General features: G+C 59.8%; 18 protein-coding genes. 10 read left to right on the top strand and 8 right to left on the bottom strand.

The annotated features are described in order from the left end of the window. Nucleotides 1-41: 41 nt before the first annotated feature. Nucleotides 42-980: an NADP-dependent oxidoreductase gene (locus tag OIS50_RS12315; RefSeq protein ID WP_264690935.1), complete on the bottom strand. Its 939-nt coding sequence runs from the start codon at nt 978-980 to the stop codon at nt 42-44. Nucleotides 981-1,438: 458 nt separating this feature from the next. Between OIS50_RS12315 and OIS50_RS12310 the strand changes: the two genes are divergently transcribed. After that, entirely contained in the window at nt 1,439-2,473 is a 1,035-nt protein-coding gene (locus OIS50_RS12310) for an SDR family NAD(P)-dependent oxidoreductase (RefSeq protein WP_264690934.1), read from the top strand. A 295-nt stretch (nt 2,474-2,768) separates the two neighbouring features. Here the strand turns inward: OIS50_RS12310 and OIS50_RS12305 are convergent, their stop codons facing one another. Beyond that, complete coding sequence (locus OIS50_RS12305; RefSeq protein ID WP_264690933.1) at nt 2,769-3,143, bottom strand: SPW repeat domain-containing protein; 375 nt, start codon at nt 3,141-3,143, stop codon at nt 2,769-2,771. 152 nt (nt 3,144-3,295) lie between these two features. Here OIS50_RS12305 and OIS50_RS12300 point away from each other — a divergent pair, with 152 nt between their 5' ends. Further along, a complete protein-coding gene (locus OIS50_RS12300; protein ID WP_264690932.1) occupies nt 3,296-4,021 on the top strand; it encodes an energy transducer TonB in 726 nt (241 codons plus the stop codon). A 172-nt stretch (nt 4,022-4,193) separates the two neighbouring features. Here the strand turns inward: OIS50_RS12300 and OIS50_RS12295 are convergent, their stop codons facing one another. Further along, the gene (locus OIS50_RS12295; protein WP_264690931.1) at nt 4,194-4,583 is read right to left on the bottom strand and encodes a VOC family protein; all 390 of its coding nucleotides are present in this window, start codon (nt 4,581-4,583) and stop codon (nt 4,194-4,196) included. A gap of 133 nt (nt 4,584-4,716) precedes the next feature. Between OIS50_RS12295 and OIS50_RS12290 the strand changes: the two genes are divergently transcribed. From OIS50_RS12290 to OIS50_RS12280, 3 genes are all read left to right on the top strand, one after another. Next, nucleotides 4,717-4,845 carry a hypothetical protein gene (locus tag OIS50_RS12290; RefSeq protein WP_264690930.1) on the top strand — a complete coding sequence of 43 codons (129 nt, stop codon included), beginning with the start codon at nt 4,717-4,719 and terminating at the stop codon, nt 4,843-4,845. Nucleotides 4,846-5,376: 531 nt separating this feature from the next. After that, nucleotides 5,377-5,925 (top strand): hypothetical protein, encoded by a 549-nt coding sequence (locus tag OIS50_RS12285; protein ID WP_264690929.1) that lies wholly within the window; start codon nt 5,377-5,379, stop codon nt 5,923-5,925. 305 nt (nt 5,926-6,230) lie between these two features. Next, on the top strand, nt 6,231-6,644 hold the full coding sequence (locus tag OIS50_RS12280) for a protein-export chaperone SecB (protein WP_264690928.1): 414 nt from the start codon (nt 6,231-6,233) through the stop codon (nt 6,642-6,644). A gap of 86 nt (nt 6,645-6,730) precedes the next feature. Here OIS50_RS12280 and mfd read toward each other — a convergent pair whose 3' ends face one another. Further along, nucleotides 6,731-10,318: a transcription-repair coupling factor gene (gene mfd / locus OIS50_RS12275; protein WP_264690927.1), complete on the bottom strand. Its 3,588-nt coding sequence runs from the start codon at nt 10,316-10,318 to the stop codon at nt 6,731-6,733. A 273-nt stretch (nt 10,319-10,591) separates the two neighbouring features. On the opposite strand from mfd, the gene OIS50_RS12270 reads away from it, so the two are divergent. Further along, complete coding sequence (locus OIS50_RS12270) at nt 10,592-11,335, top strand: metal-dependent hydrolase (RefSeq protein ID WP_264690926.1); 744 nt, start codon at nt 10,592-10,594, stop codon at nt 11,333-11,335. Between the two features lie 394 nt (nt 11,336-11,729). Continuing rightward, nucleotides 11,730-12,716 carry an NYN domain-containing protein gene (locus OIS50_RS12265; protein WP_264690925.1) on the top strand — a complete coding sequence of 329 codons (987 nt, stop codon included), beginning with the start codon at nt 11,730-11,732 and terminating at the stop codon, nt 12,714-12,716. Nucleotides 12,717-12,996: 280 nt separating this feature from the next. Here OIS50_RS12265 and OIS50_RS12260 read toward each other — a convergent pair whose 3' ends face one another. Continuing rightward, nucleotides 12,997-13,482 (bottom strand): PaaI family thioesterase, encoded by a 486-nt coding sequence (locus OIS50_RS12260; RefSeq protein ID WP_264690924.1) that lies wholly within the window; start codon nt 13,480-13,482, stop codon nt 12,997-12,999. A gap of 73 nt (nt 13,483-13,555) precedes the next feature. Between OIS50_RS12260 and OIS50_RS20640 the strand changes: the two genes are divergently transcribed. Then, nucleotides 13,556-13,885, top strand: coding sequence for an Mpo1-like protein (locus OIS50_RS20640; protein ID WP_461656624.1), 330 nt, complete (start codon nt 13,556-13,558; stop codon nt 13,883-13,885). 124 nt (nt 13,886-14,009) lie between these two features. Here OIS50_RS20640 and OIS50_RS12245 read toward each other — a convergent pair whose 3' ends face one another. Beyond that, a complete protein-coding gene (locus tag OIS50_RS12245; protein WP_264690923.1) occupies nt 14,010-14,960 on the bottom strand; it encodes a pyridoxal-phosphate dependent enzyme in 951 nt (316 codons plus the stop codon). 274 nt (nt 14,961-15,234) lie between these two features. Here OIS50_RS12245 and OIS50_RS12240 point away from each other — a divergent pair, with 274 nt between their 5' ends. Then, nucleotides 15,235-15,732 (top strand): YajQ family cyclic di-GMP-binding protein, encoded by a 498-nt coding sequence (locus tag OIS50_RS12240; protein WP_264690922.1) that lies wholly within the window; start codon nt 15,235-15,237, stop codon nt 15,730-15,732. A 188-nt stretch (nt 15,733-15,920) separates the two neighbouring features. Further along, nucleotides 15,921-16,688 (top strand): TerC family protein, encoded by a 768-nt coding sequence (locus OIS50_RS12235; RefSeq protein WP_264690921.1) that lies wholly within the window; start codon nt 15,921-15,923, stop codon nt 16,686-16,688. A 65-nt stretch (nt 16,689-16,753) separates the two neighbouring features. Here the strand turns inward: OIS50_RS12235 and OIS50_RS12230 are convergent, their stop codons facing one another. After that, nucleotides 16,754-17,728, bottom strand: a complete 975-nt coding sequence (locus tag OIS50_RS12230) for a J domain-containing protein (protein ID WP_264690920.1) — start codon at nt 17,726-17,728, stop codon at nt 16,754-16,756. A gap of 21 nt (nt 17,729-17,749) precedes the next feature. Further along, a complete protein-coding gene (locus OIS50_RS12225) occupies nt 17,750-18,172 on the bottom strand; it encodes a hypothetical protein (RefSeq protein ID WP_264690919.1) in 423 nt (140 codons plus the stop codon). Between the last annotated feature and the right edge of the window lie 55 nt (nt 18,173-18,227).

The following is an 18,227-nucleotide window of genomic DNA, read 5'->3' as shown; positions in this document are numbered from 1 at the left end:
AAGGAGGGTAGCAGCGGGCTGTGCAGCGTAAAAGCGTGTGTTTACAGCGTAACCACCACTTTGCCTTGGGTGCGGCCGGTGGCTACTTCGTCCAGGGCTTGTGGCAATTGCTCGAAGGCAAACGTGTGCGACACGTGCGAGCGGAGCGCGCCGCTGCCCAGCAACTCGGCTACTTGCTGCATGCCCGGCTCGTTGGAGTTCACCAGCATGCCCTTGGCCGTAACGCCGCGCTGCTCGGCGCGCTGCGGCGTATCGGGCGTAAGGCCCAGGATGCTCACCAGCGTACCGCCGGGCTTCAGCACCTCTAGGGAGCGGAGCTGGGTGTCGCCGGCGAGGCAGTCGAGCACCACATCCACGGGAGCTACGGCCTGCTCAAAGGCTTGCTGCTGGTAGTCCACAATCTCATCGGCACCTAGGCTTTGCACAAAGTCGCGCTTAGCGGCCGAAGCCGTAGCCACCACGTGGGCGCCTAGGTGCTTGGCCAGCTGCACGGCGTAGTGGCCCACGCCGCCCCCGGCCGCATGCACGAGCACGCGCTGGCCGGCTTGCAGGTTGGCATTGTTTACCAGCGCTTGCCAAGCTGTAAGGGCCGCCAGCGTACCCGCCGCGGCCTCGGCCATCGAAATGTTGGCGGGCTTGCGCACCAGGTGGGCGGCCGGCGCGGCAACCAGCTCGGCGTAGGCGCGGCCGTGCCCGGGGAAGTTTACCATGCCCAGCACTTCGTCGCCGGGTTGTAGGGTGGTTACGTTGCTGCCCACTTCGCGCACGATGCCGGCAATGTCCCAGCCGGGCATCACGGGGCTTTGCTCTTTCAGGCTGCCGTACAAAGCTTTGCCCTGGCAGGTTTTCACGTCTACGGGGTTCAAGCTGATGGCCTGCACCTGCACCAGCACATCATCGGCACCTAGGGTAGGAGTGGGCTGCTCGGTTAGCTGCAAGCCGGCCGAGCCGGTAGGCTCAGCAAGGATAAACGCTTTCATCGGAGTTGTATAAAGTAGAACAGCGGCAGTTCAGCCCGCCGCCGCATGGCACATTGGGCTATTAAACCAACTCCGGCCCAAAAGGATATAGCGCCGCTCAAAAGAAGCAAACCGAAGCTAAAGCTAGGTGCTAGTTCCCCTCCTCAGATGAGGAGGGGCTAGGGGTGGTTGATTCAACACCAGAACGTCATGCTGAACAGTGTAGCGCGGACTTTGTAGTCCGCGTCCCCGGATAGTATTCTTCTCGGTAGCACCTAGGGCAACGATTGATTTTACTATCCAGGGACGCGGACTACAACCGTAGGTCGGCGTAGCCAAAGTCCGCGCTACTGCAGAGCCGCTCGTTCACGCAAACGCGGGCTAAAGCCCGCGCTACACTCCAACCTGAAGCATATCTAGCCCCCGCGCCCCACCGTAGGCCGAAGTGCCACACCGTGCCCAATCCACTACCACTTGCTATGAAACACAAACGCCTACCAGTATCCATTAACCTGGTGCTGCTCGTGCTGCTAATTGGGGTGCTCAGCAGCTGCGCCACCTCCAAGCCCGGTGCGGCCGTGCAGAAGAAAGTACAAGGCAAAACCTACGTGATTGTAGGCGCCTCGAGCGGTTTTGGCCGCGGCATGGCCGAGCAGCTCGGCGCCATGAAAGCCAACGTGGTGCTGGCCGCGCGCCGCACCGAGCTACTCGAAGAAGTAGCCACCAAAGTGCGCGCCGGCGGCGGCCAGGCCTTGGTAGTAACCACCGATATCAGCCAGCCCGACCAGGTGCAACGCCTCGCCGATGCCGCCATGCAGCAGTTTGGCCGCGTGGATGTATGGGTAAACGACGCCGGCGTGGGCGGCATTGGCCGCTTCTGGGAAATACCCATTGCCGATTACTCCCGCATGATCGACGTGAACCTGAAAGGCATTGTGTACGGCAGCCACGCCGCCATGCAAATCTTCAAGAAGCAGGGCACGGGTGTGCTCATGAACCTAGGCTCCGTCGAAAGCCACGTGCCCCTGGCTTACCACGCCGTGTACGCCTCCACCAAGGGCGCCATTAAAAACTTCGACCAGGCCCTAAACCAGGAGCTGCGCCTGAGCGGCTTCAAGAACATTGAGGTGGTTACCATTGAGCCGTGGGCCGTGGATACCCCCTTCTGGACGCACGCCGCCAACTACAGCGGCGGCACGCCCCGCATGGCCGCCATGGACCCGCCCAGCAAAGTGGTAAACGCCATGGTGCGCTCCTCGGTGCGGCCCCGGCAAGAGCTGCCGGTAGGCTGGAAAGCCCGCGGCGCCGTTACTTCGCACCGCATTCTGCCGCACTTCACCGAGCGGCTATCGGCCAACATTGCGCACCGCTACCAAATAAAAACCGCGCCGCCCGCCCCAGCCAACGCCGGCTCCCTGCACCAACCCGAAGCCGATGGCCGCGGCGTAGCCGATGGCGTAAAAGCCCGCATCAAAGCCGAAAACAAGCAGCGCCGCGAGCAAAAAGGCAAGTAGCAACGGCACCGCACCCGCTATGAACGTCATGCTGAGCCCCGCCGAAGCATCTCTACCGCTTCGCCCGCGTGCAGCGCGGACTTGGCTACGCCGACTTTAGTTCAGTTCGCGTTTGCTAGAACGAGCGGCGCCTCAGTGGCACGGACGTAAGTTGGCAGCCCCTAGGTAGTAAAACCAACAACGGCTCGGAGCACCTGCCCCGAGCCGTTGTGGTATTGTACCTGGTGCCAATCGTTCTGGCAAACGCGGACTAAAGTCCGCGCTACCGGGGCGGCCAAAGCACAGGCCGCACAGCCTAGCGCGTGCGGTACTTGGGCATTTCCTCGGGCCGCGACAACGCCGTTACGATGCTGGCAATGGTGCCCATGGCCAGGAACGCGTTGCGGGCGCGGGTGTTCTTGGCAAAGCCAAACAGCCACGGCGCCGCCAGGGCCGTAATGCCGCTCACGGCATCAATAGCAAGGTGGGTTTTATAGGGTATCACCTTCACGGCGCCCCATTCGGCGCGGGTAAACAAAGCCGAGAGCAGGGCCGTGCCGCTCAGCACGTAGCACAGCGTAGAGGCGGTTTTGTCGTTAGTGAAACCGAACGCGGCCGGCGCGGCGGCGATAGAGGGAATCATGGTGAACTCCGGGATGGCGTGCTGGCGGCGCGAAATGGGCTGATCCATATTTTATCGGGCTGGTTTGATGGGGTTGTACTGCCTGCTACCAGAGCAGTAGAAAAGCCAACGGCCCAACCGCCCAAAAGGATAATGACGAGGTTGCCCCACACCGCTGATGCTCGGTGCTTATGTTTGTGCGATATACACGCTACCACCGAATGAAATACCTCCTCAGCTTAGGACTCATAAGCCTTTCCGTAACGAGCTATGGTCAGCAGACCAAGAAAGTAACCGAGCACCGGGGCAACACCAAAGAGCAATACAGCGCCCTGAAAACCGACCCCACGGTGAAGCACGGGCCTTACGCCCGCTACGAGGGGCAATCAGGGCAGCTGGCCGAGCGGGGCTACTACCGCAACGGCGTGCGCGACAGCCTCTGGACGGAGTACCACTGGGGCGGCAGCAAAGTGCGCGCCCGCGGCGCGTACCGCAACAACCAGAAAGTAGGGGAGTGGCAGGCCTACGATTACCAAGGCGAGCTGGTGCAGCGTTTCGACTACACTACGCGGCAATTGTTGCTTGATAAGCCCAACCCCTGGGCCGAGAAAGTAACCGCCAAATCCCTGGGCGCCGGCGCAACGCTTGATAGCAAGCCCACTTACATCGGCGGATGGGATGCCGTTTTCCGAACCATCGGCATGAACATCCGGTACCCTGCCCAGGCGCTGCGCAACAACATCCAGGGCGAGGTGCGCGTGGCCTTCACGGTTGATGCTGACGGCAAGGCATCCGGCTTCCGGGTGGCCAAAGGCATCGGAGCCGGCTGCGACGAAGAGTCGCTGCGCGTAATTCAGATGATTACCGATGGCTGGTTTCCGGCGCAGGTTGCCGGGCAGCCAGTTGCAGCGGAGTTAGAGGTGCCGGTAAGCTTTTCTATTCGCTAGGTCGTCGCAACGGCAAGGCCCGCCCGACCAAGGCGGGCCTTGCCGTTGGGGGCATTCCTGGGTAGGGCTTGCGTGCCGGGCACGTTATTTGGCGCTCCAGCTGCCTTGCCACCCTGCCGGCGCTGGCCCCCGGCACATCTTCGCACCGATATTGACCTAGGGTGCGCCTTGCCTACTCGGCTTGCTCATCGGCGGGCTCCCATAGCTCAAGCTTGTTGCCTTCGGGGTCGAGGATGTGCACGAACTTGCCGTACTCCGAAGCCTCTATTTCGTCGAGGATGATTACGCCCTGGGTGCGGAGCTGCGCTACCAAGGCCTCCAGGTTCTCGACGCGGTAGTTTATCATGAACTCCTTGGCCGAGGGCTCGAAGTAGGAGCTCGTTTCGGCGAAGGGGCTCCATTGTGTCGAGCCTTGTTTCGCGGGGTCGGCATCATCACGCCACGCAAAGCTGGCCCCGTACGGGTTGGTGTCGAGCCCTAGGTGCGTTTTGTACCACTCGCGCACTTGGGCGGGGTCTTGGCACTTGAAGAAGATGCCGCCAATGCCGGTTACTTTTTTCATTGTCTTGGTTGTGTCGGGATGGTGCCGTTCGGCAAGTGGCGCAGTCTAAGCAAAACCGAGGCAGAATGAATCAGCAAGGCGTTGAATTAGTAGCAGTGCACTTTCTCCTAATGGGTGTTTGGTAATCTGCCCGGTGCCTTTTCAGCGCTACCTGCAAGCGCAGCGCCTGAGCTACCACCGCATCATCGTGCACCACAGCCACCCGTTCATCACGCCCGCCATGCTGGAGCAGGTACTCGCAGCCAAGCCCGGGCGGAGTTGAGTGGGTGATTGGAAGGTCTTGAAACAACCGTAGTAACGAACAACGCGCTGGCCAATCGGTCGGAGAGTTGTGCGTTGATGTGGCAGAGTCATTGTGGAACCGCTTTGCCGCTTCGCAGCAGGGAGGCGCAGCCTTCGGCTAAATAAGGCACGGGCTACAAGCTCGCGCCAGATGAGAAAATCACTGCCTGACGCTGTATCCTGAAAACGACTGAATAATGTAAGGCGGGCTTGCGGCCGCAGCAGCTGGGAGGCCTTACGCCAAGCGCGGGAGCCATTGGGGCGGATGCCAAGCGTTGCGTTGAAGCGACTGAGATTTATGGGGAAGCTAGGAAGTAAGTAGGAGCTTATTTCTGTTGGGCGACAGGAAGGCACATCCTTTCCAGCTAGACATGAGTTTCAAGATCACGCTAGCCAGAAGAGTACGACTTGTATTAACAGAGAAAGTCGAATGAAACGATAAACTACAATGGGAAGCTTTTAACTTGCTAACCGTTTTGGACTATAGCTTTGCAGCAGAGAAGTAGATTTTATGCATATCACTCATGGGTTCCACACTGTTGAGGATAGGGGAAATATCGATTATGTCAAACGTAGCGCGCCGTTTAAGTGTGCTCGGAAGAATGCTTGGTTATCACATGGTTTTTATTTCTGGGAGAAAGATTTACAGCGTGCTAAAGATTGGGGAGAAGATGTTTATGGAGGAAAGTATCTGATTGGCCGAGCTGAGCTAACGCTTCCTAATATGCTCGATTTAGTAGGTGACCGAGAGCATCAAGAGATGATCCAAGAATTAAGTCACATATTACAAGAAGATCATCCTTCATTAAGGGGGATGCAGGAGCCTCCATTAGCTGAAGTCATTACGCTTCTTCGTAAACTTGAAGCGAGTACACACCCAGGCATATTTCCCTATGATTCAGTTAAGTCACAAGACAACCCATCGCCGCGTAGGCGTCGTTATGTAGAAGGTCGGAGAGAGACAACAGACTTGCATCCTCGGATACAAATTTGTTTATTCGAAAAAAACGCCCGTTTTTTGCAATCCTTCCGTATCGTATACCCCGAACCATCCGTATAGGATGTCTGTTACGGAAGCACACCCTCCTAACAAATAAAGATCATGCGTATCGTCATGACCCCGGCTGATATGTTGCGAGATTATCTCCGCAGCACTTCAGTAACCAAGCTGGCTACAGACTGGGCAGAGGTTAAGTCACTCGGCCTCGAAGGGCCGACGTTGTCGGAGGTCCTTGGATTAACTCTCTTCTATGAAGTGAAGCCACCAGAGATTAAACTTCAACAACCACAAACCCTGCTCCTCTCCGAACGAGAGGAGTTTTTTTTTGTAGATGATTCGTTAGTATTGCAGCCTAGACTACTCGTATGGAACAAACGCCAGCAAAATTTTCGCTGCAAGGGGTACAGATTAAAGAAAGCTTATTCAAGCAAGCCGAAGAGTATACCGGAAGCTTTAAAGTAACTACGGAAGCCAATGGTGTAGTGCGACGCTTGGATCGTGTTTTTCAGTTGCATCTCCAGGTGAGAGTCTTCGATGAGTCAGGAAGCTTTGAGGCTAAAGTTTATCAGGTAGGTAACTTTGTTTTTGATCAAGATATAGAAGCGAGCAGCCTAACTAACTACTTTGTAGGCAATGCGCCGGCGATGCTTTTTCCATTCGTTCGCTCATACATAGCTGCTGTTACTGCGCTTTCAGGGTATTCAACCATTATAGTTCCTGCCTTGAACCTAGTTGAGTTAGGCAAGAAACTTCGCTCCAGTATTGTAGAAGAGGAATAACAGTTTTTTTAGCAGCGCTAGCGTACTTATACCGCCCCGCCGAAGCCTCCTTAAAGGCCTCAGCGGGGCGGCATCATTACAGTCGTCTACACGTCGTCCTCGTCATCCGACACCGTAGCGGCAGCTACCACCGGCGGCATCGACTCCGCGCTTAGCTCGTTCATAATCTCGCGGGCGTGCAGCACGTCGCGCACGTCGTCGATGCTGATGATGAGCTGGTCTTTGCGCTCCTTCATGCGCGAGGAACGGGGGTGCGTCTGCACGTAGTTCAGTATCTGCCCGAACTGCTCGCCCTGGAAGTACGCCTCCGAGCCTTCGCCGGCGCGCAGGTAGCCTTTCAGGGTGCCTTTCTTCAAGGATATCTTCTCGAAGCCCACGCGCGAGCCCTGCCAGCGCAGGCGCACAATGTCGGCCAGCTGCTCTACCTCGGGCGGCAGCGGGCCGAAGCGGTCTTCCATGCTCACCAGCAGGCGGCGCAGCTCCTCGGGCTCCTTGGCGCGGTCGAGCTTCGAGTACAGCCGCAGGCGCTCCGATACGTTGCTCACGTAGGTATCGGGGATGAGGATTTGCAGGTCGGTTTCGATGTTGCACTCCTTGGGGCGGGCAAAATCGGCGGCTTCTTTGAGGCGGCCGGTGGTGTCGCCCAAAAACAGGTCGCGGAACTCGGTTTCCTTCAGCTCCTGCACGGCCTCGTCGAGAATCTGGTGGTAGGTTTCGTAGCCCAAGTCGTTAATAAAGCCCGACTGCTCGCCGCCCAGCAGGTTGCCGGCGCCGCGAATGTCGAGGTCGCGCATGGCCACGTTAAAGCCGGCCCCTAGGTCGGAAAACTCCTCGAGGGTGCTCAGGCGCTTGCGGGCGTCGGAGGGCAGGCCGGCCACCGGCGGCGTAAGCAGGTAGCAGTAGGCTTTTTTGTTGGAGCGGCCCACGCGCCCGCGCATCTGGTGCAGGTCGGAGAGGCCGTGCATGTGCGCCCGGTTGATGATGATGGTGTTGGCGTTCGGAATATCGAGGCCCGATTCGATGAGGTTCGTCGACACGAGCACGTCGTACTCGCCCTCCACAAACTTCATCATGCGCTTTTCCAGGTCTTCGCCCTCCATTTGCCCGTGTATGTAGGTAATGCGGGCATCGGGCACCAGGCGCTGAATCATGGCCGCCTGCTCGGTAATGTCCTTCACGCGGTTGTGCACATAAAACACCTGCCCGCCGCGCTTCAGCTCGCGAGCTATGGCATCGCGCACCAGGTGCTCGTCGAACACGGCCAGCTCGGTTTGCACCGGCTGGCGGTTGGGCGGCGGCGTGCTGATAACCGACAGGTCGCGGGCACCCATGAGCGAGAAGTGCAAGGTGCGCGGAATGGGCGTGGCCGTGAGCGTGAGGGTGTCCACGTTCACTTTTAGCTCCTTCAGCTTGTCCTTGGTTTTCACCCCGAACTTCTGCTCCTCATCGATGATGAGCAGCCCTAGGTCCTTGAACTGAATGTCCTTGTTGGTGAGGCGGTGCGTGCCGATGAGGATATCCGTTTTGCCCTCGGCCACCTTACCTAGGGTTTCCTTTACCTGCTTGGTGGTTTTGAAGCGGTTGATGTAGTCCACCGTCACGGGGAATTCGGCCAGTCGGTCGCGGAAGGTTTTGAAGTGCTGCATGGCCAGAATGGTGGTGGGCACCAGCACGGCCACCTGCTTGCCGTCGCACACGGCCTTGAAGGCCGCCCGAATGGCTACCTCGGTTTTGCCGAAGCCCACGTCGCCGCACACGAGGCGGTCCATGGGGTGCGGCTGCTCCATGTCGTTTTTCACGTCCTCCGTCGACTTGGCCTGGTCGGGCGTGTCTTCGTAGATAAACGACGACTCCAGCTCGGCCTGCAAAAAGCCGTCTTTGCTGAAGGCGTAGCCCGGCGCGGTTTTGCGCTTGGCGTACAGCCGGATGAGGTCGGCGGCAATGTCCTTAACCTTCTTCTTAACGGCCTTTTTCTTGTTTTCCCACTCCGGCGAGCCCAGCTTGCTCATGGTGGGCGGCGTGCCCTCGGCCCCCGAGTACTTGGCAATTTTGTGCAGCGCGTGGATGCTCACCGTCAGCACGTCGTCGTCGCGGTACACCAGCCGGATGGCCTCCTGCACATGGCCGTGAATCTCTACCTGCGTAAGGCCCACGAAGCGGGCAATGCCGTGGTCCTGATGCACCACGTAGTCGCCGGGGCTCAGGTTGCGCAGCTCCTTCAGTGTCAGGGCCTTCTTTTTAGAGAACTTGCGCTTCTCCTGGGCGCGGTAGTAGCGCTCAAACAGCTGGTGGTCGGTATACACTACCAGCTTACGGTCCTCGTCCACAAACCCTTCGCGCAGACCTAGGGCCAGGTGCTGAAAGCGCACGTCGTGGTCGAGCTCGTCGAAGATGGTGCGCAGCCGGTCAATCTGCCGCATCGAGTCGGCGGCAATGATGTTCACCAAATCGCGCCCCTGGTTTTCGTGCAGGTTCTTGACGAGGCGGTTGAAGTCCTTATTGAACGAGGGCTGCGGCTTGCTCGTGAACTGCACCTGCTCGGCCTCTTTGTAGTAAAAGCGCTTGCCGAACTCCAGTACCGGAAAGCGCTCCAGGCTTTTCTTCAGCGCCTTGGTGGTCTCAAACAAAGCCTCCGGCGACGACACGATCTGCTGCCCGCCGGCTTCCTCCATCAGCTGCTTGAAGTTCTGCTCGGCCCGGTCGAACTGCTCGCCAACTACGTCGAGCAGCTGGCGCACGTCCTTGGCCCAAATAGCCGAATTGGCCGGCAAAAACTCCAGAAACGACTCGCGCTTTTCCGTCAGCAACTTCGTCTGCACGTTCGGCACAATGCTGATGAACTCCTTGCGCTCCACCGACAGCTGCGACTCCGGATTGAACGTGCGAATCGAGTCAATCTCGTCGCCGAACAGCTCGATGCGGTAGGGCAGCTCGTTGGCGTAGCTGAACACGTCGACGATGCCACCGCGCACGGCGTACTGGCCGGCTTCGTACACAAAGTCGGTGCGCTCGAAGTCGTATTCGGCCAGCAGCTCGCCCAGGAAGTTCACATCGAGCCGCTCGCCCACCTTGGCCGAAAAGGTGTTCTGCACCAGGCTCTGGCGGTTGATTACCTTCTCGCTCAGCGCCTCGGGGTACGTTACGATGAGGGCACCTTTCGGAGGGGCCTCACGGGACCCCTCCGGGGCCGGCCCCCTCTCCGCGGGAGAGGGGGAGCCTAACGTGGGCTTGTTTTCCTGCTTAATGTCCTTGCCCTTAGAACGCACCCCCTCTCCCGCGGAGAGGGGGCCGGGGGGTGAAGCCTTGCCAGCCTTGCCGCTGAGGCGGTTCAGCACCTCGGCGCGCATCAGCACGTTGGCGTTTTCGGTTTCGTCGAGCGCGTAGGAGCGCTTGTAAGAGCTCGGGAAAATGAGCACCTCCTCCCGCTCGCCCACAAGGTGCTGCAGGTCGGAGGCGAAGAACGCGGCCTCGTCGCGGTCGTGCAGCACAAATACGAGGTGCTCGTCGGGGCGGTCGAGGTGCAGGGCGGCGGCTACCGTGGCATCCTGGCTGCCTACCAGGCCGCGCAAATGAAAGCGCAGCGCAGCGGCGCCGGTGGCAGGCGCAAGGCGCATGGCCAGGGCCTGAATGTCGGTATCGAGCGAGTAGAGGCGGAGGAATTCGGAAGCTTGCACGGGGTATCGGCTTGGAGCGGCGGCAAAGGTAGAAGCCCGGCCGAATGGAGCTTCGGCCGGGCACACGGTAGGGAATACCACCTAGGCGCACCGAAAGTTTCCGACGGGCGGCCGTAGCTGCCAACGGGCGCCCGGGTAGCAAGTCAAAAGCCAGCGGCCAATCCAGAATATAAGCTGGTTCAGATATCGTAAAGTCCGTTTAGGCCAATGATTTCGGCCTTTCTGCGGGCTGGTGGCGTACTTTTGTACATCCACTTAGCAGCTCAATCACTCGTGCGCGGATCTTCACATTTAGCTATTGGCCTGATTACCGGCGCCGGCATTGCGGCCGTAGTGCCCGATGTGCGCCTGTCGCTGCCCGGCGTGGCGCTGGCGGGCTTTTCGGCCCTGGCCCCCGACCTCGACCACCCCGGCTCGCGCCTGAGCAAGCGCCTGGGTTTCGCCCAAAACTACGTGCGCTGGGCCTTTGCCGCGGCGGGCGTGCTGCTGGCGGTGTTCACGCATTTCAACCTGCCCGAAGGACCGGAGCGGCGCATGGGCTTCACGGCGGCTTTGTCGATGTTTCTGATCGGCATGGCCATGCAAAACCAGTCGGCGCGCAAGCTGGCGTTGCTGTTCACGGGGGTAGGGGCGGTGCTGGCCGGGCTCTACTGGCAATATCTGTGGCTGAGCTTGCTCGGCGCGTTTGTGGCCACGGCCCCGTTTACCTCGCACCGCTCCTGGACGCACACCATCTGGGCGGCCGCGCTCTGGACCTACATCGGCTACCTCGCCAACCGCGACCTAGGGTGGCACGGCGTAACGGCCTACGCCGGCGCGGGCTACATGTCGCACCTGCTGGCCGATACGCTCACCAAATCGGGCGTACGGTACCTGCTGCCGCTTTCTGATAAGGCGCTAAAACTTCCGCTTATCTCAACCGGCTCAACCCTTGGAAATATGATAGAACTTGGGATATGTGCCGGTTATGGTTTGCTGGTGGCCTTGCTGTGGTGGCAGCGGCTCAGCTTTGCATAGCCCTAGGTCAATTAGCTGGCGGCAAAATCCTAAGCAACGACCTCCGAGGGGATTAATTGTGTCACGGTGTTTGTCTATGGCCTAGGTTTTGTAACATTGCAGTGCCCGAACAGGCACCTCGCCGGCCTTCGCAACTATGCTGCCACCTAGGCACTTTCATATTTGCTGCGGCCTGCAACGTTTCTCCTCATAGTGTGTTTCTACTACTGAAAGCGCTGTGGACACGTTCTTCTTTATAGCACAATTTTTAGGAGAAAAATAGCTATACCGCTGAACATCTTGCACATCTAATACATCGGAAATTAACTATGCTTTTGTACCTTTGGTCACTTCCGGCTACCGGGCCCGGAACCCCTGCTCCCTCCTCTTACCCTCTCGCACACCTCCTGTAATCATGAACCAGATCAATAGCCCGCTGATCCGGATCGGCGTCTTCTACGACGGCAACTATTTCCTTAAGATCAGTGATTACTACTACTTCCAGCACGACCGTAAAGCCCGGATTAGCCTGGAAGGCCTGCACGATTTCATTCGGCACCAAGTAGCCGAGGATGAAGACGCCGACGTGCGTCTGTGCCAAATCACCGAGCCCCACTTCTTCCGTGGCCGCTTGTCGGCTACCGAAGCCCGCGATAAGGACCGCCTGTTCCACGACCGTCTGCTCGACGATATCCTGATGAACATGTCGGTGCAAACGCACTACATGCCCCTGAAAACCCGCGACGGCCGCCTGCAAGAGAAAGGTGTTGACGTGTGGCTGGCCCTCGAAGCCTTCGACCTGGCCCTGCACAAGCACCTCGACGTGGTAGTGCTCATCGCCGGCGACTCGGACTACGTGCCCCTGATCAAGAAGCTGAACACGCTGGGTACCCGCGTGATGCTGCTGAGCTGGGATTTCAAGTACACCGACTTCAAAGGCGAAAGCCGCGTAACCCGCCCCTCGCAGCTGCTGCTCGAAACGGTAAACTACGCCGTGGCCATGAACGAGGTAATCGACGGCCGCGGTGGCGAAATCGTCGACAACCTGTTCGTGAATCAGCCCGAGCCCTCGGCTTACCCCAACGTGGCTACGCCGCCGCGCCCCGCTGCTACCACGTACCAGCCCACTGCGGCCGGCCCCGAGGGTTCTATTGGTGTCAGCACCATCAAGAACCTGAAGAACGGCTACGGCTTTGTGGTGATGCCGCCCAACAACTTGTTCTTCTCCTACGCCGACATGGCCGAAGGCCAGGACTTCAACGAGCTGCACGAAGGCGATTGGGTTGAGTTTACGGTGGGCCGCAACCACCGCAACGAAGACTGCGCCCGCAACGTGCGCAAGGTAGAAGCCCCCGCTGAAAGCGACTACCAGCACGAAACGGCCGAATCGGAAAGCCTGTAGGCTGATTAACCCCACTTGCCCGGTAGTGTAGCGCCGCCGGACCGGTTGCCCCCCTGGGGCCACCGCGTCCGGCGGCGCTGCGTTTGGGGGGTAGGTAACAGGTGATGAGGTGACAGGTAACACGTCGTTTGTGATTCCGAGCGCAGCGAGGAAGCTGGCAAGTCCACATCAAGGCATACTCAGATTCCTCGCTGCGCTCGGAATGACAACGTTATGGCGTAACCCGGCGCCAAGGGCAGCAGTACCGTCCTGTCACCTGTCACCTGTCACCTGTCACCTGTCACCTGTCATCATCGCCTAAACCCAGCTTACTGGCCACAGAGCGCACAAAATCGCGCTTGGTGGCGGGGTAGCGGTTGAAGGTGCCCAGGCCCAGGGCCACCAGGGCCTCGCGCAGCGGGCACTCGATGCGGCCGTTTACTACCACCAGGCTTTTGCCGTGGTGCTCTACCTCGGCGTGGGCCACCAGCTCGTCGCCTAGGTGCACGGGCTGCAGGTAGTTGATCTTGAACTCGACCGTGGACACAAACTCCTGCTCGGTAAAGGCTTGCGTGAGGGCTGCCGCACCCAGCACGGCATCCATCAGGCCGGCCACAATGCCGCCGTGCGCCGTACCCGGCGACGACAAATGTTCCTCGCGCACGCGCATGGTGTAGGTAACGTGGCCCGGCCGGTGCACCGTCAGCTTCATGCCGTTGGTGCGGCCGTAGTTGTTTATCTGATCGTAAAGAGCCACGAGGGTGTTCACGTCGGGTAGGTCGGCCATAGCGGTAAAGGGAGAGCTTGGGAATGGCTGAAAAGTTAGGTTTCTTTCCTCAGAAAGGAAGCCCCTAACCGCCATGGCCGAATTGCCCGCCCAACCCACCTTTGCCGAGTTTTACCCCCACTACCTGCGCGAGCACCGGCAGCGCGGCACGCGCGTGCTGCACTTCATCGGCACGTCGTTGTTTTTGCTGATGGCGGTGGCGGCCGTGGTGTTGCTGCGCCCGTGGCTGCTGCTGTTGGGCGTGGTGCTGGCCTATGGCTTTGCCTGGGTAGGGCATTTTTTTTGTGGAGCACAACCGCCCGGCTACCTTCCGCTACCCGCTGCTCTCCTTGCGCGGCGACTTCCGCCTATACTGCGATTTGCTCCGCGGCAAAGAGCGGTTTTGAGCGGGCAACCCATGTAGCGCTGCGCGGTACTCGGCGCAGTCGGCGAAGACGACCATACGGGACCGCGCAGTATGGGCTAAACGGGCGCAATCCCGCCTTGGCGCGTAGCGCGCCAGCACCGCTCAGCGCTACATAATCGTCCTAAAAAGGCAGCTTGCTCAGATCGACGTTGCCACCCGACAGAATGATGCCGATTTGCTTGCCGGCGTACCGCGTCTTGTCTTTCAGCAGGGCGGCCAGGGCCACGGCGCTCGAGGCCTCCACCACAATCTTCAGCCGCTCCCAAAGCAGCCGCATAGCCGCCACAATCTCGTCTTCGCTCACCAGCACAATGGCTTCAATGCCTTGCCGGATGATGGGGAAGTTGATGTCGCCGAGCTGGGTTTTCAGGCCGTCGGCAATGGTGTCGCCGGCGGCGTTGCCCTCAATCGTGCCCGATTGCCACGAGCGGTAGGCATCGTCCATGGTGGCTGGCTCGCCGGCTACCACGCGGCAATTGCGGCCAAAATGCTGCGCTGCCAGAATGGTGCCGGCCACCAGCCCGCCGCCTCCCACGGGCGTGAAGATGTAATCGAGAGCGGGCTGCGTGCTCAATAATTCGACAGCAGCAGTGCCCTGGCCCAGGATAACGTTGAGGTCGTTGGACGGGTGGATGAACGTAGCGCCGCGCTCCGCCACAATTTGCTGCGCCGCTTGCTCGCGCGCCGCAAGGGTAGGGGCACACTCCACCACTTGCCCGCCGTAGGCCAGCACGGCCTCCTTTTTCACGCGCGGAGCGTTGTTGGGCATCACGATGTAGGCCGCCACGCCCAGGCTTTGGGCCGCCAGCGCCAGGGCCTGCGCAAAATTGCCCGACGAATGCGTAACCACGCCGCGCTGCTGCTCCTCGGCCGAAAGCTGCATAATGGCATTCACGGCGCCGCGCATCTTAAAAGCCCCCATCCGCTGAAAGTTCTCGCACTTAAAGTACAGCGTAGCGCCGGCCAGCTCATCGAGCAAATGCGAGGTAAGCACCGGCGTGTTGTGCACGTAAGGTTGAATGCGGGCGTGCGTTTGCGCAAGGGCGGCTTTCAGGGCAGGGGCGAGTAGCATGGCGCGTGCTTAAGGGCGGAGGTTTAGCGGTAAAGTTCGCGAAACCCAGGGGCGTTGCCTAGGTCGGGAGCCGACTTGGCAGCTGCCCGCGGCCCAAGAACACAGGAGTACCTAGGGCGTTGCGAACCGCCCGAAAGTCGGCCGCCGGAAAAGTAGCCCCGAACGCAGCCTTTGGCGGCATTTGGGCGTTTAGGCAAATTCGCCAACCTTTGGCGGCTGGCGCGGCTGCTTGCGGCGCCAATCATTGCCTTCACCAAACTGCCCAACTCCAAGCATGGCCTCGTTCGATATCGTCAGCAAAATAGACCCGCAAACGCTCGAAAACGCCGTCAACAACGCCAAAAAAGAGTTGCTGACGCGCTACGACTTCCGCGACACCAAAGGCGGCATCGAGCTGGACAAACAAAACAACGTAATCACGCTGTCGTCGGAAAACTCCATGAAGATCAAGTCGCTCGAAGACATCCTCATGGGGCGCATGGTCAAGCAGAGCATCGACCCCACCAGCCTCGATTTTTCGGCCGACGAGGAAGCCTCGGGGGCTTTGGTCAAGAAAAAGCTGCCGGTGCGCGCCGGCATCGACAAAGACCTGAGCCGCAAAATTCAGAAGCTCATCAAAGACTCGAAGCTGAAGGTGGAAGCCCAGATCCAAGGCGACCAGCTGCGCGTAACGGCCAAGAAAATCGACGATCTGCAGGCCGTAATTGCTTTGCTGCGCGGCAACGCCGCCACCATTGGCCAGCCGCTGCAGTTCGTGAACATGAAAAGCTAACGCGGCGGGTTGATGCGCCGAAACCAGCGCACCAGCAGCCACACCAGCCCGGCAAACAGGCCCGCCGTCACGATTTGCCACACCATCATTCCCTGATCCAGACTCATCCGTTTGCGTGTCGTTAGAGGTTAGCCGAAAGACCACAAACTTACGACTGCCCGCCACCGCTCCGACTCTTCTCCCTGCCTATGTTCGATTTATCCGTCTTCTCTGACCCCCAAACCTGGGTTAGCCTGCTTACCCTCACGTTCATGGAAATCGTGCTGGGTATCGACAACATCATCTTCATTTCCATCATCGTCAACCGCCTGCCGCCCGAGCAGCACCAGCGCGGCCGCACCATTGGCCTGATGCTGGCTTTGTTGTTCCGCATCGCGCTGCTGCTCAGCATTTCCTGGATTGTGGGCCTGAAAGAGCCGCTGTTCCACGTGAACCTGCCGTGGGTGGAGAGCGACTTCGGCGTAACCGGCCGCGACATCATCCTTTTCCTGGGTGGTTTGTTCCTGATCGGCAAGAGCACCACCGAAATCCACACGAAGCTGCAAGGCGAGGAGGAGCACGAGGGGGGCACGCCCGCTTACAGCACCATGGGCCGCATCATCCTGCAAATCATCATCATCGATATCGTGTTTTCGTTCGACTCCATTCTCACGGCCGTGGGCTTGGTTGACAACGTGATGATTATGATTCTGGCCGTTATTCTGTCGATGGGCGTGATGCTGGCCTTCTCGGGCCTGGTTGCCAACTTCGTGAACCGCAACCCGACCATCAAGATGCTGGCCCTCTCGTTCCTGATCATGATCGGGGTGATGCTGGTGATGGAAGCCTTCCACAAGGAAATCGAGAAAGGCTACATCTACTTCGCCATGTTCTTCTCGTTGGTGGTGGAGCTGCTGAACATGCGCCTGCGCAAGCAAACCGAGCCCGTGCACCTGCGCGACTCGCGCTACGACTAAGAATTTCAGCTTGCCTAACCGCCTTGGCCGCCCGCTCCAGCTGTTGCTCGAGCGGGCGGCTTGGTTTAGTAGCTAACCATCAGGTAGAGCACAATAATCGCCAGCAGGGCTACCACAATGGCGTTATCGACGGTGCGCTTGGGCGAGCTGCCGGGCCAGGCGCCGAAACCTGCGGACGCCGCCATCACCAACGGAAAGAAAAACAACGCGCCGTACATCAGCTCCGAGGAGTAGTCAATCAGCGGTGCCGCGGCATCGGTAGCGGAGCGGTAGGCGCGTACCTGCCGAAACAGCGCACTGCGGCGAACCTCAAGCGGCTCGCCTACCTGGTAGTTCCAGGCGCTGCGAAAGGCGGCGTGGGATGTTTTTACCCAGTAATACGACGGGCTGCCGCGCCGGCTGCCTATGTGGTACTCAACGGACGCCACCGGATCGGGGGCAAACCGCAGGGTCCAACTCATATCTACCAGCAGCAACCCGAAGAAAACCAGGGCCGCCCAACACAGCCGCCGGGCCAGCGGCGCATACCTGACGTACTGCTCCGCTAGCGGATCGGGCCCCCGCGCCGGGCGCTGGCCTTTCACGCGGGCATCGTGGGAAGGGCGGAGGCGCGGGTCGTTCAGGGTAGCATAGGCGTGCTCTACCTGCTGCAGGTATTGGCGCAAAGCCGGATCGACGGTGTTGGCCTGCAGCACAGCGCGCAACCGTTGGTAAGCCTGATGGATGTGGGCAGCAGTAGCGGAGTAGGGCACGCGCAGCACCTGGTACGCATTGCCCGGGAAAGGCTCGGCATAGGCAGGCGGGGGTGCGGAGGCCAGCAACGGGTTGCGCAGCGCCGCCAGTTGCGCATCGTAGCGGGCGCGGGTAGCCGGGTGCCGCAGCGTATCGTACGCGTCGTTTACAAGCAGGTACCGCTGGTGGGCCACCGGGTCGGGGGTGCGGTCGGGGTGAGTAAGGCGCACCAGCCGCAGGTACGCCCGCCTGATATCGTGGGCGGTGGCCTGCTCGGTAAGCTCCAGTACTTGGTAATAAGTTGTCACGCGCGGGCAGCGAAAGTAAGGCTACTCGGGCTCGGTAACCAATTGTACGACAGCGGCTGCTTGCGATAATACGCGCTGACGGGCCAACTCCAATAGCCGGCGGTTTATTTCGGGGCGGTGCCGGCGATAAAAGGCGTATTCGGGGGCGGTAAACAGGCCGGTTACCATGCCCGTGAGGGTGTGCTGCAAGCGCGCGTTGCGGCGCAGCAGCTCATCCAGCAGCCGTTCGCAATCGGCAGGGGCGGCGGTACCTAGGGGCAGGCGGTAGTCGCGGGCGTAATCGGCCACCAGCTGCAGCAGGCGTTGGTTGTGCAGCTTCAGAATAGGCCGCAGGGCGCGGTGCAGCACGTCGTCGGCCGAGGTGGCCGGGGCGGGCCCTAGGTCGGCATCGATGGTGGGGCGCAAGGCAGCCAAGGCCGCGTCGAACGAAACAGTATCAGACATAAAAAATGGGGTGCCTTCCTTAAACAACAAACGCCCGACCTAGGGCCGGGCGTTT

This window comes from Hymenobacter sp. YIM 151858-1 (assembly GCF_025979705.1).
Classification (GTDB): domain Bacteria; phylum Bacteroidota; class Bacteroidia; order Cytophagales; family Hymenobacteraceae; genus Solirubrum.
The sequence above is the reverse complement of the archived record's forward strand: the minus strand, read 5'-3'. Positions and strand labels throughout refer to the sequence as shown.